The sequence below is a fragment of the Streptomyces sp. 378 genome (genome assembly GCF_030124145.1).
In the GTDB taxonomy this organism is placed as follows: domain Bacteria; phylum Actinomycetota; class Actinomycetes; order Streptomycetales; family Streptomycetaceae; genus Streptomyces.
The window spans coordinates 1-25549 of the sequence record NZ_JASKMS010000006.1 but is presented as its reverse complement, the minus strand read 5'-3'; the positions used below and the strand labels follow the sequence as shown (position 1 = coordinate 25549).

General features: G+C 71.8%; 26 protein-coding genes. 12 read left to right on the top strand and 14 right to left on the bottom strand.

The genetic code is table 11. From position 1 onward, the window contains the following. The first annotated feature begins 287 nt into the window (after positions 1-287). Both QNO09_RS10595 and QNO09_RS10590 read left to right on the top strand, forming a co-directional pair. Entirely contained in the window at positions 288-932 is a 645-nt protein-coding gene (locus tag QNO09_RS10595) for a PhzF family phenazine biosynthesis protein (RefSeq protein WP_283969860.1), read from the top strand. A 98-nt stretch (positions 933-1030) separates the two neighbouring features. Beyond that, complete coding sequence (locus QNO09_RS10590; protein WP_283969859.1) at positions 1031-1240, top strand: hypothetical protein; 210 nt, start codon at positions 1031-1033, stop codon at positions 1238-1240. Between the two features lie 73 nt (positions 1241-1313). Here the strand turns inward: QNO09_RS10590 and QNO09_RS10585 are convergent, their stop codons facing one another. After that, positions 1314-1961 carry a biliverdin-producing heme oxygenase gene (locus tag QNO09_RS10585; RefSeq protein ID WP_283969858.1) on the bottom strand — a complete coding sequence of 216 codons (648 nt, stop codon included), beginning with the start codon at positions 1959-1961 and terminating at the stop codon, positions 1314-1316. 109 nt (positions 1962-2070) lie between these two features. Beyond that, positions 2071-2928: a type I methionyl aminopeptidase gene (gene map, locus QNO09_RS10580; protein ID WP_283969857.1), complete on the bottom strand. Its 858-nt coding sequence runs from the start codon at positions 2926-2928 to the stop codon at positions 2071-2073. A 58-nt stretch (positions 2929-2986) separates the two neighbouring features. On the opposite strand from map, the gene QNO09_RS10575 reads away from it, so the two are divergent. Then, positions 2987-3220 (top strand): hypothetical protein, encoded by a 234-nt coding sequence (locus tag QNO09_RS10575; RefSeq protein ID WP_283969856.1) that lies wholly within the window; start codon positions 2987-2989, stop codon positions 3218-3220. A 70-nt stretch (positions 3221-3290) separates the two neighbouring features. On the opposite strand, the gene QNO09_RS10570 is transcribed toward QNO09_RS10575, so the two are convergent. Then, positions 3291-3893 (bottom strand): hypothetical protein, encoded by a 603-nt coding sequence (locus QNO09_RS10570; RefSeq protein ID WP_283969855.1) that lies wholly within the window; start codon positions 3891-3893, stop codon positions 3291-3293. 118 nt (positions 3894-4011) lie between these two features. On the opposite strand from QNO09_RS10570, the gene QNO09_RS10565 reads away from it, so the two are divergent. The 3 genes from QNO09_RS10565 (at position 4012) to QNO09_RS10555 (ending at position 6095) form a co-directional block, all read left to right on the top strand. Then, the gene (locus QNO09_RS10565) at positions 4012-5085 is read left to right on the top strand and encodes a sialidase family protein (RefSeq protein ID WP_283969854.1); all 1074 of its coding nucleotides are present in this window, start codon (positions 4012-4014) and stop codon (positions 5083-5085) included. A gap of 38 nt (positions 5086-5123) precedes the next feature. Beyond that, entirely contained in the window at positions 5124-5843 is a 720-nt protein-coding gene (gene npdG / locus QNO09_RS10560) for an NADPH-dependent F420 reductase (protein ID WP_283969853.1), read from the top strand. A gap of 72 nt (positions 5844-5915) precedes the next feature. Continuing rightward, the gene (locus tag QNO09_RS10555) at positions 5916-6095 is read left to right on the top strand and encodes a hypothetical protein (protein WP_283969852.1); all 180 of its coding nucleotides are present in this window, start codon (positions 5916-5918) and stop codon (positions 6093-6095) included. A gap of 10 nt (positions 6096-6105) precedes the next feature. Here the strand turns inward: QNO09_RS10555 and QNO09_RS10550 are convergent, their stop codons facing one another. Further along, the gene (locus tag QNO09_RS10550; protein ID WP_283969851.1) at positions 6106-6906 is read right to left on the bottom strand and encodes a site-2 protease family protein; all 801 of its coding nucleotides are present in this window, start codon (positions 6904-6906) and stop codon (positions 6106-6108) included. Positions 6907-7009: 103 nt separating this feature from the next. Here QNO09_RS10550 and QNO09_RS10545 point away from each other — a divergent pair, with 103 nt between their 5' ends. Both QNO09_RS10545 and QNO09_RS10540 read left to right on the top strand, forming a co-directional pair. Continuing rightward, a complete protein-coding gene (locus tag QNO09_RS10545) occupies positions 7010-7606 on the top strand; it encodes a DUF6578 domain-containing protein (RefSeq protein WP_283969850.1) in 597 nt (198 codons plus the stop codon). Positions 7607-7693: 87 nt separating this feature from the next. After that, on the top strand, positions 7694-10972 hold the full coding sequence (locus QNO09_RS10540; protein WP_283969849.1) for an AfsR/SARP family transcriptional regulator: 3279 nt from the start codon (positions 7694-7696) through the stop codon (positions 10970-10972). A 19-nt stretch (positions 10973-10991) separates the two neighbouring features. Here QNO09_RS10540 and QNO09_RS10535 read toward each other — a convergent pair whose 3' ends face one another. The 3 genes from QNO09_RS10535 to panB all read right to left on the bottom strand — a co-directional run bounded on the left by QNO09_RS10535 (position 10992) and on the right by panB (position 13949). Further along, entirely contained in the window at positions 10992-11813 is an 822-nt protein-coding gene (locus QNO09_RS10535; protein ID WP_283969848.1) for an ABC transporter permease, read from the bottom strand. Continuing rightward, entirely contained in the window at positions 11810-12829 is a 1020-nt protein-coding gene (locus tag QNO09_RS10530) for an ATP-binding cassette domain-containing protein (RefSeq protein WP_283969847.1), read from the bottom strand. Before QNO09_RS10530 ends, QNO09_RS10535 begins: the two co-directional genes overlap by 4 nt. Before the next feature lie 244 nt (positions 12830-13073). Further along, the gene (panB, locus tag QNO09_RS10525; RefSeq protein WP_283969846.1) at positions 13074-13949 is read right to left on the bottom strand and encodes a 3-methyl-2-oxobutanoate hydroxymethyltransferase; all 876 of its coding nucleotides are present in this window, start codon (positions 13947-13949) and stop codon (positions 13074-13076) included. 202 nt (positions 13950-14151) lie between these two features. Between panB and QNO09_RS10520 the strand changes: the two genes are divergently transcribed. From QNO09_RS10520 to QNO09_RS10505, 4 genes are all read left to right on the top strand, one after another. Then, a complete protein-coding gene (locus QNO09_RS10520; protein WP_283969845.1) occupies positions 14152-15753 on the top strand; it encodes an MFS transporter in 1602 nt (533 codons plus the stop codon). 84 nt (positions 15754-15837) lie between these two features. Continuing rightward, positions 15838-16488, top strand: coding sequence for a TetR/AcrR family transcriptional regulator (locus QNO09_RS10515; protein WP_283969844.1), 651 nt, complete (start codon positions 15838-15840; stop codon positions 16486-16488). A gap of 177 nt (positions 16489-16665) precedes the next feature. Beyond that, positions 16666-17718 (top strand): endonuclease/exonuclease/phosphatase family protein, encoded by a 1053-nt coding sequence (locus QNO09_RS10510; protein ID WP_283969843.1) that lies wholly within the window; start codon positions 16666-16668, stop codon positions 17716-17718. 136 nt (positions 17719-17854) lie between these two features. Further along, positions 17855-19072 carry an MFS transporter gene (locus QNO09_RS10505; protein WP_283969842.1) on the top strand — a complete coding sequence of 406 codons (1218 nt, stop codon included), beginning with the start codon at positions 17855-17857 and terminating at the stop codon, positions 19070-19072. Positions 19073-19127: 55 nt separating this feature from the next. Here the strand turns inward: QNO09_RS10505 and QNO09_RS10500 are convergent, their stop codons facing one another. The 7 genes from QNO09_RS10500 to QNO09_RS10470 all read right to left on the bottom strand — a co-directional run bounded on the left by QNO09_RS10500 (position 19128) and on the right by QNO09_RS10470 (position 25300). Then, complete coding sequence (locus QNO09_RS10500; RefSeq protein ID WP_283969841.1) at positions 19128-19703, bottom strand: O-methyltransferase; 576 nt, start codon at positions 19701-19703, stop codon at positions 19128-19130. 148 nt (positions 19704-19851) lie between these two features. After that, positions 19852-20244 (bottom strand): VOC family protein, encoded by a 393-nt coding sequence (locus QNO09_RS10495; protein ID WP_283969840.1) that lies wholly within the window; start codon positions 20242-20244, stop codon positions 19852-19854. Further along, positions 20241-20543, bottom strand: coding sequence for an ArsR/SmtB family transcription factor (locus QNO09_RS10490; RefSeq protein ID WP_283969839.1), 303 nt, complete (start codon positions 20541-20543; stop codon positions 20241-20243). The genes QNO09_RS10495 and QNO09_RS10490 overlap by 4 nt, the downstream gene beginning before the upstream one ends. Before the next feature lie 72 nt (positions 20544-20615). Further along, a complete protein-coding gene (locus QNO09_RS10485) occupies positions 20616-22370 on the bottom strand; it encodes an NAD+ synthase (protein ID WP_283969838.1) in 1755 nt (584 codons plus the stop codon). A gap of 78 nt (positions 22371-22448) precedes the next feature. Continuing rightward, complete coding sequence (locus tag QNO09_RS10480; protein WP_283969837.1) at positions 22449-23846, bottom strand: protease pro-enzyme activation domain-containing protein; 1398 nt, start codon at positions 23844-23846, stop codon at positions 22449-22451. A gap of 168 nt (positions 23847-24014) precedes the next feature. Further along, positions 24015-24635: a DUF305 domain-containing protein gene (locus tag QNO09_RS10475; protein ID WP_283969836.1), complete on the bottom strand. Its 621-nt coding sequence runs from the start codon at positions 24633-24635 to the stop codon at positions 24015-24017. Continuing rightward, entirely contained in the window at positions 24632-25300 is a 669-nt protein-coding gene (locus QNO09_RS10470; RefSeq protein WP_283969835.1) for a thioredoxin-like domain-containing protein, read from the bottom strand. Before QNO09_RS10470 ends, QNO09_RS10475 begins: the two co-directional genes overlap by 4 nt. Positions 25301-25549 lie beyond the last annotated feature (249 nt).

Here is a 25549-nt window from a genome sequence, read left to right as displayed (position 1 = left end):
CTCGGTGGGGTGTCGTCACACCTTGTCGCGCACTGGTGTCGGGGTGGGTCGGGACCAAGTAGAGGAGCCGGACGGCTACTTGAGCGTGGTGGGGTCCGGCTGGAAGTCGAAGACGCCCTTGAGGACCAGGTGCCGTACTGGCCATGGCCCCGACTGCTTCACCACGGCTGCGGCGAGCTTCGACAGCGGCTCCGCCAGGGCGTTGACCGCGTCCGAGAGGCCGTCCAGTCGGTGGCCGGGTCCTGGCCGTCCTCGGCGTGCGCCCCGGCGATGTGAGAATTCCCCTCGTGACTGACTACGACATGCTGCGCGTCTTCTGCGGACCGAACGGTGGGTACGGCAATGAGCTCGGGGTCGTGCGCGAAGGGTCCGTGCTGCCCGAGCGGGACGAGCGGCAGGCGTTCGCCGCGAAGGTCGGGTTCAGCGAGACCGTGTTCGTCGACGACCCCGAGCGCGGAGTGATCGACATCTACACGCCGACACTGCGGCTGCCCTTCGCCGGGCATCCCTGCGTGGGGGCGGCATGGCTGCTGGACGTGCCCGAGCTGGTCACGCCCGCCGGAGTGGTCGGTGCCCGGCAGGACGGGGAGTTCTGCTGGATCGAGGCCCGCGCGGAGTGGGTGCCGGCGCGGACGCTGCGGCAGTACGGCACGGCCGCCGAGGTCGACGACCTGGCCGTGCCGCCGCCGGGGGAGTGGGTGTACGCCTGGGCGTGGGAGGACGAGCCCGCCGGGCGGATCCGGGCCCGGGCCTTCCCCGGCCGGGGCGACGGCATCGACGAGGACGAGGCGACGGGGGCCGCGGCTCTGCTGCTCACCGACCGGCTCGGCCGGGCCCTCAACATCACCCAGGGCGCGGGCTCGCAGATCCTGACCGCGCCCCAGCCGTACGGGTGGACCGAGGTCGGCGGCCGGGTGCACCTGGAACGCTGACCCGGGCGGAGCGCGTCCGTACGGGTGGAACCGCGTGTGTGCGAGGCGGCGAGCGGGGACCTCTGGGCGTGACCAAGCGCCACCGCGAGTGGAATCTCATGCGCATTCGATCCGCTCTGGCCGTCGTCGCCCTCACCGCCGCCCTGTCCGCCACCGGTGCGGCGACGGCCTCCGCCGACGACGACGGTCAGGAGTACCGCGACGACCACCACGTGGCGTGCAGCCCGTACTTCGGCGAGCTGGAGGCCGAGACCGCCGAGATCGAGTGGGGCGGGGCCGTCTGCCACAACGGCCCGTTCGACATCTGAGCGGCACAGGACCGGCTGACTCCCGAGCCGGCACCCGGGGCCCCCTCGCCGTGCGCGAGGGGGCCCCGCCCGTTCACGCCGTCAGGGGGAATTCCTCGCCCAGCGCCTCGAACATCTTGTTGTTCAGCCCGTACGCCCGCTTGCACTCGGCCACGATCCGCTGCCGCTCCAGTTCGTCACCGGGCACCGCGTCCAGCAGCGCGCAGTAGGTCCGCTTGAAGGCGGCCGGGTTGGGGATCTCCTCGAAGACGTAGAAGCGGACCCCGTCGCCCTTCTTCGAAAAGCCCCACGTCTTCTCGGCCGTGTCGCGGATGATCTGCCCGCCGGAGAGGTCGCCGAGGTAGCGGGTGTAGTGGTGGGCGATGTAGCCGGCCGGCCAGGTGCGGGCGCATGCGGTGATCCGCTCCGCGTACTCCAGCGTGGCCGGCAGCGCGTCGGCCGTCGTGCGCCAGCCGGGGCCACGCAGGTACTCCAGGTCCCGCTCCAGCTCCGTCACGCGGAACAGCTCCGGGCGGACGAAGGGGCCGGCCACCGGGTCACCGGCCAGCTTCCGGGCGCCGGCCTCCAGCGCGCCGTACACGAACCACAGCTGCTCCGTGTAGCGCGCGTACGCGTCGACCCCCAGTTTGTGCCCCAGCAGGTCGCCGATGAAGGTCGAGCCCCGGACCTCCTCGTGCTGCTCGCGGGAGGCGGTCCGAAGGAGCGTCGAGAAGGATTCCATGGGCGTACTTTTCCCGACGGGCTGTCGGTAAAAACCTGACGCCGAGAGGAACGACCCGCCCCCCGGGGAGGAGAGCGGGCCGTGCGGTGGTGTGTGCGGGGGAGGCCGGCTACGGCAGCGTGAGGATCTCCGCGCCCGTGTCCGTCACCACGAGCGTGTGCTCGAACTGGGCCGTCCGCTTGCGGTCCTTCGTGACGACCGTCCAGCCGTCGTCCCACATGTCGTACTCGTGCGTCCCCAGCGTCAGCATCGGCTCGATCGTGAACGTCATGCCGGGCTGGATGACGGTCGTCGCGTGCGGGCTGTCGTAGTGCGGGATGATCAGGCCCGAGTGGAACGACGAGTTGATGCCGTGCCCGGTGAAGTCCCGGACCACGCCATAGCCGAATCGTTTGGCGTACGACTCGATGACCCGGCCGATGATGTTGATCTGCCGGCCCGGCCTGACCGCCTTGATGGCCCGCTCCAGGGACTCCCGGGTCCGCTCCACCAGCAGCCGCGACTGCTCGTCGACGTCACCCACCAGGTACGTGGCGTTGTTGTCGCCGTGCACACCGCCGATGTACGCCGTCACGTCGAGGTTGACGATGTCGCCGTCGCGCAGCACGGTCGAGTCCGGGATGCCGTGGCAGATGACCTCGTTGACGCTCGCGCACAGCGACTTCGGGAAGCCGCGGTAGCCCAGAGTGGAGGGGTAGGCGCCGTGGTCGCACATGTATTCGTGCGCCACCTTGTCCAACTCGTCCGTGGTCACCCCGGGGGCGATCAGCTTCGCGGCCTCCGCCATCGCCCGGGCGGCGATCCGGCCGGCCACGCGCATCGCCTCGATCGTCTCGGGCGTCTGCACCTCCGGTCCGGTGTAGGGCGTCGGCGCGGGTTTGCCGACATACTCGGGACGGCGGATGTTTCCGGGCACGGAACGGGTGGGGGACAGCTCCCCTGGGACGAGCAGCGACTGGCCAGACATGCCAGCGAGTCTAACCAGCGGCCACGGGGGAACATGTCGAAGGCGAGAGGAGCTGGTCATGGCCCTGTTCAAGAAGCGGACGGTCGGCAAGCCGGGTGAGTGGTACTACTGCCTGGAGCACAAGAAGGTCGAGGAGGGGCCGGAGTGCCCCAACAAGGACCGGTTCGGGCCCTACGCCTCCCGCCCGGAGGCCGAACACGCGATGGCGACCGCCCGTGAGCGCAACCTCCAGTGGGAGAACGACCCCAAGTGGCACGACGCCCCGGCGGGCGGCCGGGACGACGAGAACTGATCCCACCCGTGCCCGGGGCCGCGGCAGCCGCGGTCCCGGGCGTCCGTGACGTCCGGGTGCCGCTCCCGGATCACCAGCGGGCCGGTGGCGGTGCCGTCAGCTGCTCCGCCAGCCGCGCCATCCGGTCCCGGAAACGGTGCCGCCCCCGCGGGGTCGGCAGGGCGTTCTCCCCGGCCGCCGCGCTCACCAGGTGCTGCACCGTGTCGAGGTCCAGCTCCGAGCCGTCGGGGACGGGCAGCGTCTCGTGCGCCACGGACGCGAGCTCCCCCCGCCCCGGGCCGAGCGTCAGGACCGTCGCACCGGCACGGCGTGCGCCGGACACCCGTTCGAGGAGTGGCGCGGCGGAATTCCCGGGGGCGACCACCAGCAACGTCTCGCCCCGCCGCGCCGCCTCCAACCGGCCCAGACCGACCGCCAGGTGCGCCGGATCCGAGGGGCGGGCGGCGTGCCGCACCAGCGTCGGGGCCAGCTCCGGCGTGCCCGACCAGGCGGCCTCGTCCACCAGATGAGCGGCGAGATGCCAGGGCTCGTACTCCGGGGTGCCGACGAGCAGCAGCCCGCCCCCGTGCGACACCACCGAGCCGCGCAGCGCCCCCGCGAACCGCCGGGTGGCCCCCAGCCACTCCGTCCCGGCGAGCACTTCCCGCAGCAGCGCGACCCGTACCGCATCCATGGGGCCGCATCCTGCCCCCACCGGGCACTCGTGACGTGGAGTTCACCACGCATTCGCCCGGCCTGGGTAGACCGACCGGTCACGCGTACCGCTGTCGAACGCCCGGAGGAACCCGCCGATGACCGAGACCAGCGTCCCCTTCCGCGCCGGACAGGAGGGGTACGCCAGTTTCCGTATCCCCGCCGTCGTCGCCACCGGCACCGGAGACCTGCTCGCCTTCTGCGAGGGCCGGGTCGGCTCCCGGGACGACTTCGGGAACATCGACGTCGTACTCAAACGCTCCTCGGACGGCGGCCGCACCTGGGGCCCGCTCCAGGTCGCCGCACACCACGGCGACGCCCTCGCCGGCAACCCGGCCCCGGTCGTCCTCGACACCGGCCGCGTCCTTCTCGTGCACGTGCGCAACGCGGCCCCGGCCACCGAGGACGCCATCCGGCGCGGCACGGTGAGCGCGGCGGACGGGCGCCGGGTCTGGGTGCGGCACAGCGACGACGAAGGCCGCACCTGGTCGGCGCCCAGGGAGATCACCCGGGAGACCAAGCGGCCCGAGTGGCGCTGGTACGCCACCACCCCCGGCCACGCGATCCAGCTGAGCACCGGCAGGGTCGTCGTCCCCGCCAACCACTCCCTGCCGCCCACCGGCACGGACAACGGCACCGAGGGCCGGTACAACGGCGGCCACTGCCTGCTCAGCGACGACCGGGGAGCGACCTGGCGCATCGGCTACGTCGACGACAACACCGACGGCTACGTCAACGCCAACGAGACCACCGCCGCCGAACTGCCCGACGGCCGCGTCTACTTCAACACCCGCAACGACTCGCCTTCGCCCGGCACGCGGGCCGACGCCCACTCGGCCGACGGCGGACAGACCCTGGTGAAGCCCTTCCGCCCGCAGGCCGGACTCGTCGCCCCCGTCTGCCAGGCCGCCGTCCTCCAGCTCGGCGAGCCCGACCTGCTCCTCTACTCCGGCCCCGCCGACCCCGGGTTCCGCGCCCTGATGACGATCCGCGCCTCCACCGACGGCGGCACCACCTGGCGCCCGGCGTACACGGTGGACGGCCTGCCCGCCGCCTACTCGGATCTCGTACGGATCGACGCGGACACCGTGGGCCTGCTGTACGAGACCGGCGACTTCGGCGCCTACGAGACGATCACCTTCCGGCGGGTGCCCGTGACGGAGCTGACCTGAGCCGAGGGGGGCGGCGGCGCGGTCGTAGAGTCGGGGCCATGACCTCTACCGACAGTGCTGCCACCGACACCGCCCAGAAGGCGCCCGCCAAGGACCCCTGGGACCTGCCCGACGTCTCCGGACTCGTGGTCGGGGTGCTCGGCGGAACCGGGCCGCAGGGCAAGGGCCTGGCCTACCGGCTCGCCAAGGCCGGACAGAAGGTGATCATCGGCTCACGGGCGGCCGAGCGCGCCCGGGACGCCGCACGGGAGCTCGGCCACGGAGTCGAGGGCGCCGACAACGCCGAGACCGCGCGCCGCAGCGACATCGTGATCGTCGCCGTGCCGTGGGACGGCCACGGCCGGACCCTCGCGTCCCTGCGCGAGGAACTGGCCGGCAAGCTCGTCGTCGACTGCGTCAACCCGCTCGGCTTCGACAAGAAGGGCGCCTACGCGCTCAAGCCCGAGGAGGGCAGCGCCGCCGAGCAGGCCGCCGCCCTGCTCCCGGACTCCCGGGTCACGGCCGCCTTCCACCACCTGTCCGCCGTCCTGCTCCAGGACCCGGAGGTCGACGAGATCGACACCGACGTGATGGTGCTCGGCGAGGCGCGGGCGGACGTCGAGATCGTCCAGGCCCTGGCCGGGCGGATCCCCGGGATGCGCGGCATCTTCGCCGGGCGGCTGCGCAACGCCCACCAGGTGGAGTCGCTGGTGGCGAACCTGATCTCCGTCAACCGCCGGTACAAGGCGCACGCGGGGCTGCGCGTCACCGACGTGTGAGCCGGTGAGGCGCATGGGGGACACTGGACGGCAGCAGCAGTGCCGCCGTGTCCCCCGACAGGAGTCCACCCCATGCCCCGCCTCGCCCTCTACGCCCTGATCGTCTGCGTCCTCTCCGTGGCCGCCGCCGTCGTCTCCTTCACACGGGGCAGCTTCCTGGGGATCGTGTGGGTGCTGCTGGCGGGCCTGTCGTCCAACATGTGCTGGTACTACGCCAAGCGCGCCAAGCAGCGGAAGTCCGTCACCGGCTGACGCGGGCCCGTCAGGGGGCCGCCGAGCAGAACTCGTTCGAGCCCTGCCAGAAGCGATACAACTCCTGACCGCAGTACGTCTCGACGTCGCTGATCCCGAGAGCCTTCAGGATCGTGTCGACCACGTCGAAGAAGACGCCGTTCACCGCCGGCAGCCACAGCAGCGCGAACACGAAGAGCAGGCCGAACGGCGCGAACGGCTCCACCTGGCGCCGGATGCCGTACGACAGCCAGGGCTCGATCACGCCGTAGCCGTCCAGGCCCGGCACCGGCAGGAAGTTCAGCAGCGCGGCCGTCACCTGGAGCAGAGCGAGGAAGGCCAGCGCGAAGCGGAAGTCGTTCGGCACACCGTCCAGCGCGTCCAGCCAGAACGGGGCGGTGCACACGACGGCGAACAGCACGTTCGTCAGCGGGCCCGCCGCCGAGATCAGGCTGTGCTTCCAGCGCCCCCGGATCCGCCCCCGCTCGATGAACACCGCGCCGCCGGGCAGCCCGATCCCGCCCATGATCACGAAGAGCACGGGGAGGACGATGCTGAGCAGGGCGTGCGTGTAGGCGAGAGGATTGAGGCTCAAGTAGCCCTTGGCTCCCACCGTGATGTCGCCTGAGTGCAACGCGGTACGAGCGTGCGCGTACTCGTGGAGGCACAGCGAGACGATCCACGCCGCCGTCACGAACAGGAACACGGCCACGCCGGGTTGCTCGGCGAACCCGGTCCAGGTCGCCCATCCAGTGACCGCCGTCACGGCGAGGATCCCGACGAACACGGGACTGATCCGCCGCTCGCTGTGGCGGGTGGTGACGGTGGTCATGGGGCTCCCTGGACTCTCGGACACGCGGTGGGACGGCCCGACAGTACTGGGCGCAGGTGAAAAACGTCTCGCGCGGGTGGTCGGTTCCGGAGAGGGTGGGTGCATGGGGCTCTGGCACGTGTACTACGAGGACTGGCAGATGGAGTGCTGCGGTACGCCGTTCTCGGTGGGGGACGAGGTGAGCTGGCCCCTGCTGCTCCGGGACTCCGGCACCGCGCCGGGCGGCGGCCGGCACGACCGGCTCACGGAGATCACGGGATTCGTCGAGCACGTGGGCGGTGTGCGGATGGTGCGGGCGGAGACAGGCCTCCCGGTGGCCCTCGGGGCGGACCTCGCCGATGAGGCCCGGCGCCCGGAACCGGGGGGCCGGACCCGGTCGGTCGGGCTGCTGTGCGTGGAGCGGCACGGCGCGAAGTGGCCCGAGGCCCGCGGACACGTGCGGGCCGTACAGGTGCTGACCCGGATGTGGGCCGAGACGGCGCCGGGCTCGCGCTCCTACGAGCCGGTGCCGGGGGAGCACCGGCTGCGGACGGTGGACCGGTGCCCGAAGTGGTTCGGGGAGATCGAGGCGGAGCCGTCGGCAGACGGGCGGGGACGGCGCTCGCGCGCATCGAGGGTGGTGGTGACCCTGGACGTGCCGGGCACGGACTCCCCTCTCTCACCTCCGGCCGGCCGCGCCCGGCGCTGCCGAGGATCCTGATGCCGCGCCTGCTCCCGGCACCCCCTGAACGCCCGCCGCGCCGTCAACCGCCGTGACCCGCCCCCGCCTCCCGGAGACAATGAGCCCGTGCACTTCCGCATCCTCGGCACCACGCAGGCGCTCCGCACCGACGGGACGATCGTTTCGGTCGGTGGGGCGCGGTTGCGTGCGCTGCTGACCGTGCTCGCGTTGCGGGCGGGACGCACCGTGCCCACGGGGTCGCTCGTCGACGAGGTGTGGGGCGCGGACCCGCCCGCCGACGCGCCGGGCGCGCTGCAGGCACTGGTCGCGCGGTTGCGGCGGACGCTCGGGGCGGACGCCGTGGCCTCCGCGGCGGGCGGGTACCGGCTCACGGCCGCGCCCGACGACGTCGACCTGCACCGGTTCGACCGGCTGGCCGGCGAGGGGCTGCGGGCGCTGGCCGACGGCGATCCCGCCAAGGCCGCCGTGGTCCTCGACGACGCCCTCGCCCTGTGGCACGGCCCGGCCCTCGCCGACCTGCCCGACCGCACCGCCGAGGCGGCCCGCTGGGACATCCGCCGCCTGGACGTGCTGCGCGCCCGCCACACCGCCGCCCTCGCCCTCGGCCGGGCCGAGCAGTCCCTGCCGGAACTGACCGCGCTGTGCGACGGCCACCCCCTGGACGAGCCCCTCCAGGCCCTGCGCCTGCGTGCCCTGCGGGAGGTCGGCCGCACGGCGGAGGCACTGGACGCCTACGAGGACGTACGGCGTCTGCTCGCCGACCGTCTCGGAGCCGACCCGGGAGCGGAACTGCGAGCCCTCCACGTGGAGTTGCTCCGCCTGGGAGACCCGCTCTTACCCGCACCCGCCGCCGAGGGGCCGGGCCGGTCCGCCGGGAACCTCCGGGCACGCCTCACCTCCTTCATCGGCCGGGAGACCGACATCGAGACCATCCGCGGGGACCTCGCCGCGGCCCGGCTGGTGACCCTGCTCGGGCCCGGCGGCGCCGGGAAGACCCGGCTGTCGCAGGAGGCCGCGGAGACCGTGCGCGAGGCCATGCCCGGCGGCGTGTGGCTGGCCGAACTCGCCCCCGTCGACGACCCGGACGCCGTACCTGAGGCCGTACTCACCGCCGTCGGCGCCCGCGAGACCGTGCTGTACGGCGCCGGCTCCGAGGGCATCAGGGCCGCCGTCGCCGACCGGCTCGACGACCCCGTCGAGCGGCTTGCCGAGCACTGCTCCCGGCCCCGCATGCTGCTCATCCTCGACAACTGCGAGCACGTCGCCGACGCCGCCGCCCGGCTCACCGAGGAACTGCTGGCGCGCTGCCCGGACCTCACCGTCCTGGCCACCAGCCGCGAACCCCTCGGCGTGCGCGGGGAGTTGCTGCGCCCCGTGGAGCCGCTGCCCGAGCCGGTCGCGCTGCGGCTGCTTGCCGACCGGGGCGCGGCGGCCCGGCCCGGCTTCCGGATCGGGGACGATCCCGAGGCGTGCGCCGAGATCTGCCGGCGCCTCGACGGCCTGCCGCTGGCCATCGAACTCGCCGCCGCCCGGCTGAGGATGCTCACCCCACGCCAGATCGCCGACCGGCTCGACGACCGCTTCCGCCTCCTCACCTCCGGCAGCCGCACCGTCCTGCCCCGCCAGCAGACCCTCAGAGCCGTCGTCGACTGGTCCTGGGATCTGCTCGACGAGGACGAACGGGACGTGCTGCGGCGGCTGTCGGTGTTCGCCGGCGGCTGTGACCTGCCCTCCGCCGAGGCCGTGTGCGGACCGGCCGCCCTGGAGGCGCTCGGCTCCCTCGTCGACCGCTCCCTGGTCGTCGCCGCCCCGCCCGGCGGGCCCGCCGACGGGGAGATGCGCTACCGGCTGCTGGAGACCGTCGCCGAATACGCCGCCGAACGGCTGGACGAGGCCGGGCAGCGCGCCGACGCCGAGCGCGCCCACCTGACGTACTTCCGTGAACTCGCCCGCACCACCGACCCGCTGCTGCGCGGTCCCGGCCAGCTCGCCGCCATCCACCGGCTGGAGCGGGAGTACGAGAACCTGCGCACAGCCCTGCGCCACGCCGTCGCCCTGCGGGACGAGCAGGAGGCGCTCTGCCTGGCGCTGTCCCTCGTCTGGTACTGGCAGATGCGCGACCTGCGCATCGAGGCCCGCAACTGGTGCAACGAGGTCATGGCGCTCGGTCCCGACCCCTTCACCGAGCCGGTCCGTCCGGCCACCGCGGTGTGGAAGCGCTGCACCGACGCCCAGCCCCCGATGACCGGCGAAGTCCTGTGGGAGGCCCGGCGCGGGGTCCACCTGGCCCATCTGGCCTGCATGGACACCGAACTGGACGCCTGGCAGACCCCGCGGTCCCAGGAGAAGCTGCGCGCCATCGCCCGTACCTATGAGCCCGGCCTGCCGCAGAACTGCCGCCTTCCCGGCCTGCTCTGGTCCTTCGCCGTGATGCTCACCGGCGACATGGACCGATTGCGCGTCATCATGGACGCCTCCGTAGAGACCTGTCGCCGGACACCCGGCTTCGACTGGGAGCTGGCCTCCGGCCTCCAGATCCGGGCCAACTTCACCGCCAACCGCACCGACTGGGCGGGCGACGCCGCGCGGGACGCCGACGAGTCGCTGGAGATCTACCGGCGCCTCGGCGACGCCTGGGGCACCGCCGAGGCCCTCTCCGCCCGCGCCGAGGCCCACGAACGCAGAGGCGACTGGGCCCTGGCCGCCGCCGACTACGAGGCGGCCATCGGCCACGCCGAGCACCTCGGCGCCCGCGCCCAGGCAGCCGTCCTCGCCGCCCGCCTCGGCAGCGCCCTGCTGGAGGCCGGCGACGGCGAGCGCGGTGAGCGGCTGCTGCGGGAGGTGATCGCCCAGCGTGAGGACTCGCACAGCGAGGCCATGCCCGCCGCCCGTCTGTTCCTGGCCGGCCGGCTCGGCCTGACGGGCCGCGTCGCCGAGGCCCGCGAGCAACTGCACCGACTGCGGCGGGATTTCCGTATCGCCCACTTCGTCATCTTCGACGCGTTCATCCTCGGCGTGGAGGCTTGGCTGGACGCCGAGGAAGAACGCTACGACGACTGTCTGGACCGGACCCGCAGGGCGCTGGAGCGTGCCGCCGACCCGCTGTCGGCCGCCATCGCACCGCAGCTGCGCGCGGTGTACCTGACCATCGGGGCCGGAGCCCTGGCGGGCCTCGACGGGGGGCACCGCGCAGCGGACGCGGCCCGCTGCCTCGGCGCCGCCGACGCCTTGCTGCCGCCGGACCATGTGGCCCCGCGGCAGGAGCGCGAGGCCCGCGAGCGGGCGGAACGACGCGCGCGTGCGGTCCTCGGCGACCCGGCGTACGAGGCCGCGTACGCCGAGGGCGGCGGCCTCTCCCTGGAGGAGGCCGCAGCCCTCGTCTGACGCGACCGGGCGCGTTCGGTCAGCTCTTGGTCCGGAACTTGTGGATGGCGACGGGCGCCATCACAGCCGTGATCGCCACGGACCAGCCGAGCGTCAACCACAGGTCTTGGGCGACCGGCCCGCCCACCATCAGACCGCGCGAGGCGTCGGCGAGCGTGGACAGCGGGTTGTAGTCGGTGAAGGCCTGGAGCCAGTCGGGCATCGACGTCGTCGGCGCGAAGATCGACGAACCGAACTGCAGCGGGAACAGCACCAGGAACCCCATCGCCTGCACGGACTGCGCGCTCTTCATGATCACGCCGAGGGTGAGGAACACCCACATGATCGACGAGGCGAAGGCCGTGGACAGGGCCACGGTCGCGAACAGCCCGGGCCAGTTGGTGATCTCGAACCCGACCGCGACGGCGACGATCATCAGCACGGCGGTCGCGAACAGCATCCGCAGCAGCTCCACCGAGATCTTCGCGAACAGCACCGAGCCGCGGCCGATGGGCAGGGACCGGAAGCGGTCCATGACACCGGAGTTGAAGTCCTGGCTGAAGCCGGTGCCGACGCCCTGGGAGAGCGTCATGCTCATCATCGCGATCATGCCGGGAATGACGTACTGCACGTACTGATCCTGCCCCCCGCCGAGCGCCTGCCCGATCGAGCCGCCGAACACGAACACGAACAGCAGGGTGAAGATGACCGGCATCAGCAGCGCGTCGGCCATCGACTCCGGGTCCTGGCGGATCCACAGCAGGTTGCGGCGGACCAGGGCACTGGTGTGCCGCAGGTGCCCGCGCAGGGTGATCCGGGCGTCGTCGGCCGGCGCGGGGGCGGAAACGGTGGCGGCACTCATACGGCGACCTCTTCGCGGTCCTCGGTGGGAACGGTGTCCTGCGGCGCACTGGCGCGGTGGCCGGTGAGGGACAGGAACACCTCGTCCAGGCTGGGCAGTTCGGTGGTGACGGCGGCGAGCGTGACGCCGCGGGCCGTGACGGCACCGACGACGGCGGTCAGCTGCTCGTCGCTGAGGATCGGTACGAGGAGGGTCCCGGAGTCGCTGTCCACGGTGGTGGTCGCGAGCCCGGTGATGCCGAGGTCGTCCAGGTGCGCGGCGAGCGGCCGCAGGTGCAGGGCGTCGGCCGGCCGGATCCGCAGGGTGCGCCCGCCGACCTTGGCCTTGAGTTCCTCGATGCCCCCGCCCGCGACGACCCTGCCCTTGTCCACGACCATCAGCTCGGAGGCGAGCTGCTCGGCTTCCTCCATGTACTGCGTGGTCAGCAGCACCGTCACGCCGTCGCCGACCATGGCCCTCACCTCCTGCCACACCTCGTTGCGGGTGCGCGGGTCGAGCCCGGTGGTCGGTTCGTCGAGGAAGAGGACGGCGGGCCGCCCGATCATCGAGGCGGCCAGGTCGAGCCGCCGCCGCATGCCGCCGGAGTAGGTGCTCGCGGGCCGCTTGGCGGCCTCGGTCAGCGAGAACCGCTCCAGCAGTGCGTCGGCACGCGCGCGTGCCTCCTTGCGGGGCAGGTCGAGCAGCCGCCCGATCATGTACAGGTTCTCCCAGCCGGGGAGCTTCTCGTCGACGGAGGCGTACTGCCCGGTGAGCCCGATCACCCGGCGCAGCTGCCGCGGCTGCCGCACGACGTCGTACCCGGCCACCGTGGCCTGCCCCGAGTCGGGCGCGAGCAGTGTGGACAGGATCCGGACGAGGGTCGTCTTCCCGGCCCCGTTCGGCCCGAGCACCCCCATCACGGTGCCCTCCCGCACCTCCAGGTCGACCCCGTCCAGAGCCTTGGTCTCCCCGTAGTGCTTCACCAGCCCCCGCACGGTCACAGCGGCGCCGCTGGTCTGCTTGTCGATTCGCGTCATGGGACCGACGTTCTCAAGGCCCACCGACAAATCACCGACAAGCTACCGACACCTCAACAACGACCACCGCGACCGTCAAACGACGACCACCGCAACCATCGAACGACCACCACCGCAACCATCAATTGAGGAACCACGACGGCGAGCAACCACCTCCGCGAGAGCGGCGCCGGTTTAGGCGCAAAAGGGGGACAGCCCGTCGACGGGGGACGATCGACGGGCTGTCCGTGGTACCGCTGTGGCTCTAGTGGACGGAGTGCTCCTCCTGCGGGAACGTTTCGCCGACGACCTCGTCCGCGAACGCCTTCACCGCGTCACCCATGACCTCACGCAGGTTGGCGTACTGCTTCACGAACTTCGGCATCCGCCCGCCGGTCAGACCCAGCATGTCCGTCCAGACCAGCACCTGCGCGTCGGTCTCGGCGCCCGCCCCGATGCCGACGGTCGGGATGTGCAGCACCCGCGTCACCTCGGCGGCCAGCTCCGCGGGGACCAGCTCCAGCACCACCGCGAACGCGCCCGCGTCCTGCACGGCCTTCGCGTCCCGCAGCAGCTGCTGGGCCGCCTCCTCGCCGCGCCCCTGCACGCGGTAGCCCATCGCGTTGACCGACTGGGGGGTCAGCCCGATGTGTGCCATGACCGGGATGCCGGACTCGACGAGCAGCCGGATCTGTTCGTGCGACCGCTCGCCCCCCTCCAGCTTCACGGCCTGCACGCCCGCCTCCTTCACCAGCCGGGTCGCCGAGCGCAGCGCCTGCACCGGACCCTCCTGGTAGGAGCCGAAGGGCAGGTCGCCGACGATCAGGGCGCGCGAGGTGCCCCGTACGACCGCCGCCGACAGCATCGTCATCTCGTCGAGGGTGACGGGCACGGTCGTCTCGTACCCGAGGTGGCAGTTGCCCGCCGAGTCGCCGACGAGCATCACCGGGATGCCGGCCTCGTCGAAGACGGACGCCGTCATCGCGTCGTACGCGGTGAGCATCGGCCACTTCTCGCCGCGCTCCTTGGCGGCGGTGATGTCGCGCACGGTGATACGGCGGGTGCCCTTGCCCCCGTACAGCGACCTGCCGCTGTCGGAGGACTTCGCCCGAGCACTCTGGGCAGCCGGAAGCTGCGTCATTACACGGCTCCTCACACGTCATCTCGAGGCGCCCTGACGGCGTCCCCGGACCACGTCCATGGTGGCACCTCGTGCCACCGAGGGCTAGGGGAGCCCCCCGTGAGTTCCGCCCCCGGCTCCGCAAGCGGTGCTGCGTAAGAGGCGGGTAAGATGTTTGCGATACGAGACGGTCTCGTATCGAAAAAGCCTTAGGCTCGACCGTATGACTACCTCTGCCGACCCGGCCGCCCCCACCGGCCCCCGCGTACCGGAAGCGGTGCACCGGCGCCGCTGGGCGATCCTCGGCGTGCTGATGCTGAGCCTGCTGATCGTCGTGCTCGACAACTCGATCCTGAACGTCGCCATCAAGACGATCTCCACCCCGGCCCCCACCGGCCTGGGCGCCACGCAGAGCGAACTGGAGTGGGCGATCAACGCCTACACCCTCGTCTTCGCGGGCCTGCTGTTCACCGCGGGGCTGCTCGGCGACCGGCTGGGACGCAAGAAGACGCTGCTCGGCGGCCTCGCCGTGTTCGGCATCGGCTCCGCGTTCGCCGCGTTCTCCGGCTCGCCGGGCGAGCTGATCACCTTCCGGGCCGTGATGGGACTGGGCGCCGCGTTCGTCATGCCCGCCACCCTCGCCGTCCTCATGAACGTCTTCGAGCGCGAGGAGCAGCCGAAGGCCATCGGCGTCTGGGCGGGCGGCGTCGGCCTCGCCGTCGCCATCGGCCCGATCACCGGCGGAGTGCTGCTGGAGCACTTCTGGTGGGGCTCGGTCTTCCTCGTCAACGTGCCGATCGTGCTGCTCGCGCTCGCGCTGATGCTCTGGCTGGTGCCCGACTCGCGCGACCCGCACCCCGGCCGGGTCGACCCCGTCGGCGTGGTGCTGTCCGTCGTCGGCCTGGTCCTGCTCGTCTACGGCATCATCGAGGGCGGCCAGCACGCCGACTTCACCGACGTCACCGTGCTGTCCACCATCGGAGCCGGTCTCGCCGTGCTCGTCGCGTTCGTCGTGTTCGAAAAGCGCAGCGACCACCCGTCGATCGACGTCACCTACTTCCGGAGCAAGGCCTTCTCGGCCGCCATCGCCGCCATCGCGCTGGTCTTCTTCGCGCTGATGGGCGTGACCTTCTTCTCCGTCTTCTACACGCAGAGCGTGCGCGGCTACTCGCCCCTGCAGACGGGCCTGCTGATGCTGCCGCTGGCCGCCGCCCAGCTGATCTTCGCGCCGCGCGCCCGGCTGGTCGTCGACCGCTTCGGCAACAAGGTCACGACCACGGCCGGTCTGCTCGTCATCGCCGCCATGCTGGCCGCCTTCGCCACCCTGGACGCGGACACCCCCATCTGGATCCTGGAAGTGATCTTCTTCCTGATGGGTGCCGGCATGGCGCACATCATGACGCCGGTCAGCGTCGTCATCATGCAGGCCCTGCCCCGCGAGAAGGCCGGCTCCGCCTCCGCGCTCAGCAACACCTTCCGGCAGGTCGGCGGCGCCCTCGGCGTCGCCGTCCTCGGGTCGGTGCTGTCCACGGCGTACCGCACGGGCATCGAGGACAAGCTCGGCGCGCTGCCCCCGGCCCTGCGCCACACCGCGGGGGAGTCCATCGAGGCCACCCTCGGTGTCGCGGCCGGGCTGGGTCCGCGGGGCGAGTCCCTGGTCGCCCCGGCCTACGCCGCGTTCCTGCACGCGATGCACGTCACCGCCCTGTGGGGTGCGGGCGTCGCCCTGGCCGGAGCGGTCGTCGTGGCGCTGTTCCTGCCGGGCAGGCCGCCGGCGCCCCGGAAGACGGAGGGAGAGCAGGAGTTGTCGCACACCAGGTCGTAGGCCTGCGGGAGAATTCACTCCCGCGCAGCACACTCCCGCGCAGCGGGAAACGGTCTCCACCCGGTCAGGAAAGGACGCAGCGACGTGAGCCTCGCCGAACGGCATCCCCCGCACGACGGCCCCGGGAGGGGCCGTCCCAGAAGCGAGGCCGTCGAGGGCGCCATCATCGAGGGCGTGATGAAGCTCCTGGAGGAGGGCGTGCCCCTGGCGGAGCTGTCCATCGAGCGCATCGCCCGCACCGCCGGGGTCGGCAAGGCCACCATCTACCGCCGCTGGCGCGGCAAGGAGGAACTCTTCGTCGATGTCGTGCGCACCGCCGAGCCGCCGGACCCGCCGCTCCCCGGCACCTCCCTGCGCGACGACCTCGTGGTCCTGCTGGAGCAGGTGCGCCGGCGCGGCCTGGCCAACCGCTCCTCGGCGATCCTGCACAGCGTCCAAGCCCAGATGAAGAGCAGTCCGAAGCTCTGGGCGGCGTACCACGCCACCGTCGTCGCCCCGCGCCGCCGGCTCGGCCTGGAGGTCCTGAGCCGCGGTCAGGAGAACGGCGAACTGCGCGCGGACCTCGATCTGGAACTGCTGAACGACCTGTTCGTCGGCCCGATGCTGGTGCGCGCCGTACTGAGTCCGGACGCCGAACTCCCCGACGACCTCGCCGAGCAGATAGTCGACACCCTGCTCGCAGGACTGCGCCCCGACAGCTCACCGCCCGTCAGTTCGACCTCCCACGAGTCCTAGTGTGCGCGTTTCGTCACAGAGGGCGCTTTCGGCGGGCGTGAGCGGAACTCGCCGCGGGGACTCGGACGTCATCGCCCCTGTACGGCCGTCGAGGACGACGGGAACGGAACGGATCATCCCCTAGGGTCGTAAGGACACGGGGGCGATGGTGTGCACGGCAGGCAGTGAGGCGACGGTATGGCGCAGCAGGCGTACATGACGGAGACGGACAACGGCGGCTCGGGGCCCGAGCACCGGGGAACCCGGCTTCGGCGCCTGTTCGACCGGCTGGCGGGTCCCTGGCGGGGCGATCCGCGGATCTGGCGCCGAGGGCTGATCCTGGCCGGGTGCGCGGTGCTGCTGACCCTGGTCATGGGGCTGCACTCCCGCATCCCGAACAGGATCGGCAACCTGGGCAGCCTCATCGAGACGTTTCTGCCCTGGCTGGGGATCCTCGTCGCCCTGCTGTTCGTCCTCGCCCTGGTCCGCCGGTCCGCGACCGCGCTGATCGCGGTGGTGCTGCCGTCCGCGGTCTGGCTGAACCTCTTCGGCGGCCAGCTCAGCGACAAGACCGCGACCGGCGGTGACCTCACCGTGGTCACCCACAACGTCAACGCGGACAACCCCGACCCCTTGGGCACCGCCCGTGACGTGGCCGCCTCCGGCGCCGACGTGCTGGCCCTGGAGGAACTGACGCCGGCCGCTGTCCCCACGTACGAGAAGGCGCTGGCGTCGACGTACCGCTACCACTCGGTGCAGGGCACGGTCGGGGTGTGGAGCAAGTACCCGCTGAGCGGCGTCCGGGACGTCGACCTCGACATGGGCTGGACCCGCGCGATGCGCGCCACCGTGACCGCCCCGGCCGGGCAGGTCGCGGTCTACGTCGCCCATCTGCCGTCGGTGCGCGTGAAGATGGAGGCCGGCTTCACGGCCCGGCAGCGGGACCGCAGCGCCGACTACCTCGGCGAGGCCATCGCCGACGAGCCGCTGAAGAACGTGGTCCTGCTCGGCGACCTGAACGGCACCATGAACGACCGGGCGCTCAACGCCGTCACCTCCCAGATGCGCTCCACGCAGGGCGCGGCCGGCAACGGGTTCGGTTTCAGCTGGCCCGCGTCGTTCCCGATGGCGCGCATCGACCAGATCATGGTCCGGGGCCTGACGCCGGAGAGCTCGTGGTCCCTCCCGCAGACGGGCAGCGACCATCTGCCGGTCGCCGCCCGTGTGAGGGTCGCCACAAGCGGCTCCTGAAAACCGCTGGTCAGGGCTCTTCCAGTCGATATCCGCAGCTAGGGCGTGACGCCGTGGAACAGTGCGCCTGCGAGACTTTGTTCCGTACTTGAACATACGCGTACGGATCTCCCAGCAAGTCTCGAAAGGCTCCTTCATGCCCCTGGCCCTGCTCGCCCTCGCCGTGGGCGCCTTCGGCATCGGTACGACCGAGTTCGTGATGATGGGGCTGCTGCCCGATGTCGCGGACGACCTGAACATCTCGATACCCGGCGCCGGCCACCTGGTGTCGGCGTACGCGCTGGGCGTCGTCATCGGCGCCCCGCTGCTGGCCGCCGTCACCGCGAAGATGTCCCGCCGCACGGTCCTGATCGGCCTGATGGGACTGTTCGTGGTGGGCAACGCCCTGTCGGCCCTCGCGCCCGACAACGGCTGGCTGCTGGCCGCCCGCTTCCTGAGCGGCCTGCCGCACGGTGCCTTCTTCGGCGTGGGCGCCGTCGTCGCGACGAACATGGTCGCCCCCGAGCGCAAAGCGCGCTCGGTCTCGCTGATGTTCCTCGGCCTGACGGTCGCGAACGTCGCGGGCGTGCCGGTCGCGACCCTCATGGGCCAGCACCTCGGCTGGCGGGCGACCTTCCTCGGCGTCAGCGCCATCGGCGTGGCGGCGATCGCCGCGCTCGCATTCCTCATCCCGCACGACCACGAGCACACCACCGCCCAGGGCCTGCGCGGCGAACTCGCCGCCCTGCGCTCCCTGCCGGTCTGGCTGTCGCTCGGCACCACCGTGGCGGGCTTCGGTGCCCTCTTCGCGGCCTACAGCTACATCACGCCGATGCTCACGGACGCCGCCGGTTACGCCGGCGCCAGCGTCACCCTGCTGCTGGCGCTGTTCGGCGTCGGCGCGACCGCCGGCAACCTGCTGGGCGGCCGCCTGGCCGACCACTCCCTGCGGGGCACCCTGTTCGGCGGCCTCACCTCATTGGTGGCGGTCCTGGCGCTGTTCCCGCTGCTGATGCGCACGGAGCTCACGGCCGCCGTGGCCGTGACCCTGCTCGGCATGGCGGCCTTCGCCACCGGCTCCCCGCTGCAGCTCATGGTCATGGAGAAGGCCTCCTCGGCCCCGTCCCTGGCCTCCTCGGCCAACCAGGCCGCCTTCAACCTGGCCAACGCGGGCGGCGCCTGGATCGGCGGCCTCGCCCTGGCCGCGGGCTTCGGCGTCACCTCCCCGGCCACGGCCGGCGTCGCCCTGGCCGTCCTCGGTCTGGCCGTGGCGTCGCTGGCCTACGCGGTGGACCGCCGCCGGGCGCCGGTCGCCGGACGCGAGCGGATCGTGGCGAGCCATGTCCCGCAGGAGGCGCAAGCGGCACACCACTGACGGTTTTCGGTGCGCGGCGGCCCGTGGGACGAGGTCCCGCGGGCCGCCGTCGCGTCTACCGGGTCGCCCGGCGCCGCGCCGCGACGATCGCCGAACTGGTGGGCGTGGTGAGGACTTCGGCCGCGTCCAGGTCCGGATGGGTCAGGTAGAACAGGCGCAGCTCGTCCACCTCACCCTCGAACCGGGGCGGCCACTGGGCCGACGGAGTGAAGTCGTCCAGGACGAGGATCCCGCCGGGGGCCAGCAGATCGACGACCCTGCGGGGATCGTCCCGCTTGCCTCCGCCGTCGCAGAAGAAGACGTCGAACGGGGCGTGCGGTTCGAGCAGCCGCCAGTCGCCGGTGAGGACGCTGACGCGGCTGTCGTCCGCGAAGACACCGGCCGCACGACGGGCCAGCTCCTCCTCCCGCTCCACGGTGACGAGCCGCGCCCCCTCCCCGAGGCCGCTGTGCAACCAGGCCGTCCCCACACCCGACCCGGTGCCGCTCTCGGCGACGACCCCGCCGGGCTTCGAAGCGGCGGCCGTCCTCAGCAGCCTGCCCACCTCACGGATGCAGCTCTTCTCGAACCCCGCCTCGACGGCGAGACGTTCGGCGGCTTCGACACGGGACGGAACAGCACGCACTGCCATGGTCGGCCCCCCTTCGTGGTGGGTCCGACGCTACCTGACCGCCTGTCAGGGCACGGACCGGTCGGTCGCGGGTGACGCCGACGGCACCAGGCGCCGCCACCCGGCCGAAGCGGTGACGCACGCGGGAGGCGGCCCGTGCGGCCGGCCGCTACTGCGGCTGCGACGCGATCTGGATCAGGTTGCCGCAGGTGTCGTCGAAGACGGCCGTGGTGACGGGGCCCATCTCCAAGGGCTCCTGGAGGAAGCGGACACCGAGGCCGCTCAGGCGCTCGTGCTCGGCCCGCACGTCGGCCACGGCGAACTGGGCGAGCGGGATGCCGTCGCCGACGAGTGCGTCGCGGTAGGTCTTGACGGCCGGGTGGCCGGCGGGCTCCAGGAGCAGCTCCGTGCCGCCGGGTTCCTCGGGAGAGACGACGGTCAGCCATCGGTCCTTCTCGCCCACCGGGACGTCGTGCTTCTTCACGAAGCCGAGGACCTCGGTGTAGAAGCGGAGGGCCTTGGCCTGGTCGTCCACGAAGATGCTGGTGAGTCGGATTCTCATGGGGTGTTCTCCTCGGGTCCGGGTGCCTCGCGGCCGAGCCATCGCTCGGTGATGTGGCGCAGCGGGGCCGTGTTCAGGGCGTGGAACTTGTAGCGGCCCTCCCGCCTGGTCTCGACGAGCCCGGCGGCCTCCAGCACGGCGAGGTGCTGGGAGACCGCCTGGCGCGAGATGCCGAGCCTGTGCCGCATGCTCAGCCGCGAGCAGATCTCGAACAGTGTCTGCCCGGACCGCTCCGCGAGCTCGTCGAGGATGGTGCGACGCGTGGGGTCGGCCAGGGCTTTGAAGAGGTCGTCGGCCACGACCTCACCATAGGCAAGTGTTCACTTGCCTATCAAGTTCTCGCTGCCGGCCCGACCCGTCAGCCCGGCCCGTCAGAGCGACTCCCGCCACCCGTTCGTGATCGGCAGCCGCCGGTCCTTCCCGAACCCCTTCGCCGAGATCTTCGTGCCCGGCGGGTACTGCCGCCGCTTGTACTCCGCCGTGTCGACCATCCGCAGCGTCTTCGCGACCAGCGCCGGGTCGTACCCGGCCGCCACGATCTCGTCCGCGCCCCGGTCCCGGTCGACGTACAGCTCGAGGATGGCGTCCAGCACCGGGTAGTCGGGCAGCGAGTCCGTGTCCACCTGGCCCGGGCGCAGCTCCGCGCTCGGCGGCTTGGTGAGGGAGTTCTCCGGGATCGGCGGCGTCTGGCCGCGTTCCCGGGCGGCCCGGTTGCGCCACTCCGAGAGACGGAAGACCGACGTCTTGTAGACGTCCTTGATGGGGCCGTACGCCCCGACCGAGTCGCCGTAGAGCGTCGAGTAGCCGACCGCCAGCTCCGACTTGTTGCCCGGGGCGAGAACGATGTGGCCCTCCTGGTTGGACAGCGCCATGAGCAGCGTGCCGCGCAGACGCGACTGGAGGTTCTCCTCCGCCAGGCCCGTCAGGCCCAGCGACCCCATGTACGCGTCGAACATCGGCTCGATCGCGACCGTGCGGTAGTTCAGGCCCGTGCGGCGGGCCAGTTCGGCCGCGTCGTCCTTGGAGTGGTCCGAGGAGTACTTCGACGGCATCGACACGCCGTACACGTTCTGCGGGCCCACCGCGTCGCACGCGATCGCCGCCACCAGCGACGAGTCGATACCGCCCGACAGGCCGATCAGGACCGACGTGAAGCCGTTCTTCGCGACGTACGCCCGCAGGCCCACGACGAGCGCCGAGTAGACCTCCTCGTCGTCGTCCAGGCGCTCCGCGTAGCCGCCCGTGAGTTCGGGCTCGTAGGGGGGCAGCGGTTCCTCGGAGAGCACCACGCGGTCGATGCGCAGGCCGTCGTCGACCACGCCCGTCGGGGCGTCGGCCGACGCCGCAGGCAGATCCAGGTCCAGGACCACGCAGCCCTCGGCGAACTGCGGCGCCCGGGCCACGACCGCGCCGTCCTTGTCGACCACGATCGAGTCGCCGTCGAACACCAGCTCGTCCTGGCCGCCGATCATGGCCAAGTACGCCGTGGTGCAGCCGGCCTCCTGGGCCCGCTTGCGGACCAGCTCCAGGCGCGTGTCGTCCTTGTCGCGCTCGTAGGGGGAGGCGTTGATCGAGACCAGCAGGCCCGCCCGCGCCGAACGGGCGGCGGGGACACGGCCGCCGTCCTGCCAGAGGTCCTCGCAGATGGCCAGGGCGACATCCACGCCGTGCACCCGCACGATCGGCATGCTGTCGCCGGGCACGAAGTAGCGGAACTCGTCGAAGACGCCGTAGTTGGGCAGGTGGTGCTTGGCGTAGTTCAGGACCACCTCACCGCCGTACAGCACCGCGGCCGCGTTCTGCGGCGCGCCGGCCGGCTGGCCGTACTTGGGCTGGGCGGTCGCACTGCGGTCGAGGTAGCCGACGATCACCGGCAGCTCTCCGAAGCCCTCCTCGGCCAGGCGCGCGGCGAGCGTGCGCAGCGCCGCGCGTGAGGCCTCCACGAAGGACGACCTGAGCGCCAGGTCCTCGACGGGATACCCGGTCAGCACCATCTCCGGGAACGCCACGAGATGCGCTCCCTGCTCTGCGGAGTGCCGGGTCCAGCGGACGATCGACTCGGAGTTGCCGGCGAGGTCGCCCACGCGGGCGTCGATCTGGTTCAGGGCGAGACGTAGTTGAGGCACGCCGCCCAGTGTAATCGTCAGAGCGACACAATGGGGTGGTGTGGGTCACCCCACACCACCCCGGTCCCCGTGCGGAGGTCAGTGCCGCCGGTACGACTCGACGTAGCCGCCCGCGGGCGAGCCCACGCCGGTGACGTCGTCGTAGCCCTTCACGGCCGTGAGGGAGCTGTCCTTGCCGAGACTGCGCACGGACGTGGCCAGACCGCCGGTGGCGTCGTGGCCGTTCACGTAGTCGACCCGGGCCACGGCGAGGCCGGAGCCCGTCGGGTCGTCGGTGACGTCGTGGTAGACCTTCGAGCCGGACCGTGCGTAGATCGCCGGGTTGGCGAAGCCGATCGCCTTGCCGCCGCGGGCCTCCTGGGCCAGGGCCTGGACGGCCGCGATGGTCGGCGCGGCGAGCGAGGTCCCGCCGATGCGGTACTCGCTGTAGGCCTGCTTCCCGCCGTCGGGGAGGGTCTGCGTCTGCCCCACGAGGAAGCCGGTGTTGGGGTCGGCGATCGCCGCGATGTCCGGGACGACCCGGTTGCCGTCCGCGCTGTCGGCCTTCGCCGGCGCGTCCGGCACGACACCCTTCTGGTAGAAGGGCTCGGCGATCGTCAGCCGGCCCGTCTTCCACGCCGCGTCGCCGTGGCGCTTGGCGTAGGTGCCGGCGTCGTAGGCGATCGTCGGGGAGGCGTACGCGTCCGTGATCGCGACCCGGACGCCCTTGCCGGTGCGCCTGCCCGCGCCGTACGCGGCCCGCAACTGCTTGCCCGTGTACCCCTTCACGGCGTACGGGATCTTCTTGCCGTACGCGTCCGGGAGCGTGCTCGCGGTGTTCGAGCCGTAGTACGAGGAGAACGGCCCGGCGTTGCGGAACACGGTGTCGGGCGGCGGCAGTCGATCGTCGTGCGTGACCATGTGCGGCGCGTTGTCCAGCCCGGTCACGGTCAGGACGGCGCCGGCCAGGCGCTGCGGCACGGAGGCGGCGCTCGCCGGGGCGCGGTAGATCTTCGAGCCCTTGGCGAAGTTGTGCAGCCGGGTGCCGAACGCCTTCTCGGCGGCGGCCACGTCACCGGTGACGGACACGTAGTGCCGCGTGACGCCGGTGACCTTCAGACCGGCCACCGTCAGCCAGGACTTCACGGCCGTCACCTGGGCCGCGGTGGCGCCGAAGCGGGCCTGCGCCTTCCCGGCCGACAGGTACTCGCCGTACGAGGCCGAGCCCGGGTCGGAGACCGCCTTCGCGTAGGCGGCGAGGCCGGCGGCGTCCTTGCCGGCGAGGTAGACCCGGGCCGAGACCCGGCCGCCGTCGGAGGTGGCGCCCTTGTCCGCCTTGGCCGTGGCCCATGCGGGCCGGGTCCCGGCCAGCAGGGCGCGGACCGGATGGTCGGCGGCCTGTGCCGCGGGTATGCCGAGCGCCAGCGCACCGGCGAGCATCGGCAGTGTCGCTGCCATGCTCACCCCGGCGCGCACCATGGCGCGGTTGGATCTCATGGAACCCCCTGTGCGGTTCGTCGGGAGTGGATCACTCGACGGACGCCACTCTCGCGATGAACCGTTCATGCCAGGGAATGGTCCAGCCCAAGAAGCGCTCCACGGAGGCCAAGAAAAGCCCAAGAGGCCGCGGTCAAGGGCGATTCGAGGCCTACGCGCAGGCCGCCGCTAGGAACGCGGGGCCGCGCCCCGCTCCTTGAGCATGTCCGCCATCAGGGAGATCTCCGACTCCTGCGCCTCCACCATGCCCCGGGCGAGCCGCTTCTCCACCCCCACCGCGCACCGGTCCACGCACCCCTCGGCCATGTGGACGCCGCCCTGGTGATGGTCCGTCATCAACTGGAGGTAGAAGACCTCCGCCCGCTTCCCGCTGAGCTCGCCGAGCTTCTTCATCTCCGAGTTGGTCGCCATGCCCGGCATCAGCGCCCCGTCCTCGCCGGAGGCCATGCCGCCCATGTCCATCCAGGTCATGGGCGGTTGGGAGGACACCTTGGGCAGACCCCACAGATCGAGCCAGCCCAGCATCATGCCGCGCTGGTTGGCCTGCGTCTGCGCGATGTCGTACGCGAGGCGCCGGACCTCCTCGTCCTCGGTGCGGTCGCGCACGATGTACGACATCTCCACGGCCTGCTGGTGGTGCACCGCCATGTCCCGGGCGAACCCGGCGTCCGCGGACGCGGCGGAGGGGGGCACGCCGCCGCCGTCGTCCCCGGCGACCGCGTAGGTGATCGCGCCGGCCGCGACGAGCGCCGCCGCCGCGGCCCCGGCGATCAGACCGACGTGCCTCACTTGGACAGCCCGTTCGTGCAGGCGGCCCCCGGCTCGGGAGTCTGCTCGCCCTGGACGAACTTCTCGAAGAACGCGTCCACGTTCGGGTCGCTCGCACCCGTCACCGTGCGCTGGTGGCCCCACGCCGAGAGCATGATCGGGTCCTTCTGGTCGTCCAACGGGCTCATCAGCGTGTACGGCGTCTTCTTCACCTTCGCCGCGAGCGCGTCGATGTCGGCCTTCTTCGCGTCGGCGTTGTACGTCACCCACACCGCGCCGTGCTCCAGTGAGTGCACGGCGTTGGTGTTGTTCAGCGGCTCGGTGTAGACGTCGCCGTTGCAGTTCATCCAGACCGGGTCGTGGTCACCGCCGACCGGCGGCTCGGAGGCGTACTTCACGGCCTTGGTGACGTGGTTGCGGGCCAGCTTCCCCTCCCAGGTCCTCACGCCGTCCTTGCCCGTCACGAACCTGCCCTTGCCCGAGGAGTCGCTCGCCACGGCGCCGCTGCCCTTGCCGTCGTCCTGGGACCGCACGAGCACGACGCCGCCGACGACGAGACCGGTGACGACCACGACGCAGGCCGCGATGGTGAGGATCCGGTTGCGGCGCTCGCGGGACTGCTCGGCGCGCCGCATCTCCTCTATGCGCGCCTTGCGGTCCGTGCGGGTCTTGTTGGCGGAGCCCATGAGGTGTCCTTCGTGGGAAAAGTGACGGTCGGGTCGGCTGATCGTAATGCGGGAGACGCGGCGCCTCGTAGAGCGGCCGCGGGAATGGGCCGAATCGATACGGCACCGACAGCGGCACGACAGGTTCACCGCCCCCGGCCCCGCACTCCCACCGGATCCGTTGAACCACGGATTCCGACTACCTAAGAGGCGGCGCAGATAGGCGGCGTGGGAAGTCCCTGGCGACAAGGCGGGCACAGATCCTGGTGA

Excerpts from the sequence above, each read along its gene's own strand:
- QNO09_RS10545 (WP_283969850.1), top strand. The coding sequence starts at position 7,010 with ATGGGGCTCTGGCACGTGTACTACGAGGACTGGCAGATGGAGTGCTGC.
- QNO09_RS10585 (WP_283969858.1), bottom strand. The coding sequence starts at position 1,961 with ATGGAATCCTTCTCGACGCTCCTTCGGACCGCCTCCCGCGAGCAGCAC.
- panB (WP_283969846.1), bottom strand. The coding sequence starts at position 13,949 with ATGACGCAGCTTCCGGCTGCCCAGAGTGCTCGGGCGAAGTCCTCCGAC.
- QNO09_RS10555 (WP_283969852.1), top strand. The coding sequence starts at position 5,916 with ATGCCCCGCCTCGCCCTCTACGCCCTGATCGTCTGCGTCCTCTCCGTG.
- QNO09_RS10470 (WP_283969835.1), bottom strand. The coding sequence starts at position 25,300 with ATGGGCTCCGCCAACAAGACCCGCACGGACCGCAAGGCGCGCATAGAG.
- QNO09_RS10480 (WP_283969837.1), bottom strand. The coding sequence starts at position 23,846 with ATGAGATCCAACCGCGCCATGGTGCGCGCCGGGGTGAGCATGGCAGCG.
- QNO09_RS10505 (WP_283969842.1), top strand. The coding sequence starts at position 17,855 with ATGCCCCTGGCCCTGCTCGCCCTCGCCGTGGGCGCCTTCGGCATCGGT.
- QNO09_RS10565 (WP_283969854.1), top strand. The coding sequence starts at position 4,012 with ATGACCGAGACCAGCGTCCCCTTCCGCGCCGGACAGGAGGGGTACGCC.
- QNO09_RS10520 (WP_283969845.1), top strand. The coding sequence starts at position 14,152 with ATGACTACCTCTGCCGACCCGGCCGCCCCCACCGGCCCCCGCGTACCG.
- QNO09_RS10535 (WP_283969848.1), bottom strand. The coding sequence starts at position 11,813 with ATGAGTGCCGCCACCGTTTCCGCCCCCGCGCCGGCCGACGACGCCCGG.
- QNO09_RS10495 (WP_283969840.1), bottom strand. The coding sequence starts at position 20,244 with ATGAGAATCCGACTCACCAGCATCTTCGTGGACGACCAGGCCAAGGCC.
- QNO09_RS10500 (WP_283969841.1), bottom strand. The coding sequence starts at position 19,703 with ATGGCAGTGCGTGCTGTTCCGTCCCGTGTCGAAGCCGCCGAACGTCTC.
- QNO09_RS10570 (WP_283969855.1), bottom strand. The coding sequence starts at position 3,893 with ATGGATGCGGTACGGGTCGCGCTGCTGCGGGAAGTGCTCGCCGGGACG.
- map (WP_283969857.1), bottom strand. The coding sequence starts at position 2,928 with ATGTCTGGCCAGTCGCTGCTCGTCCCAGGGGAGCTGTCCCCCACCCGT.
- npdG (WP_283969853.1), top strand. The coding sequence starts at position 5,124 with ATGACCTCTACCGACAGTGCTGCCACCGACACCGCCCAGAAGGCGCCC.
- QNO09_RS10550 (WP_283969851.1), bottom strand. The coding sequence starts at position 6,906 with ATGACCACCGTCACCACCCGCCACAGCGAGCGGCGGATCAGTCCCGTG.
- QNO09_RS10530 (WP_283969847.1), bottom strand. The coding sequence starts at position 12,829 with ATGACGCGAATCGACAAGCAGACCAGCGGCGCCGCTGTGACCGTGCGG.
- QNO09_RS10590 (WP_283969859.1), top strand. The coding sequence starts at position 1,031 with ATGCGCATTCGATCCGCTCTGGCCGTCGTCGCCCTCACCGCCGCCCTG.
- QNO09_RS10575 (WP_283969856.1), top strand. The coding sequence starts at position 2,987 with ATGGCCCTGTTCAAGAAGCGGACGGTCGGCAAGCCGGGTGAGTGGTAC.
- QNO09_RS10510 (WP_283969843.1), top strand. The coding sequence starts at position 16,666 with ATGGCGCAGCAGGCGTACATGACGGAGACGGACAACGGCGGCTCGGGG.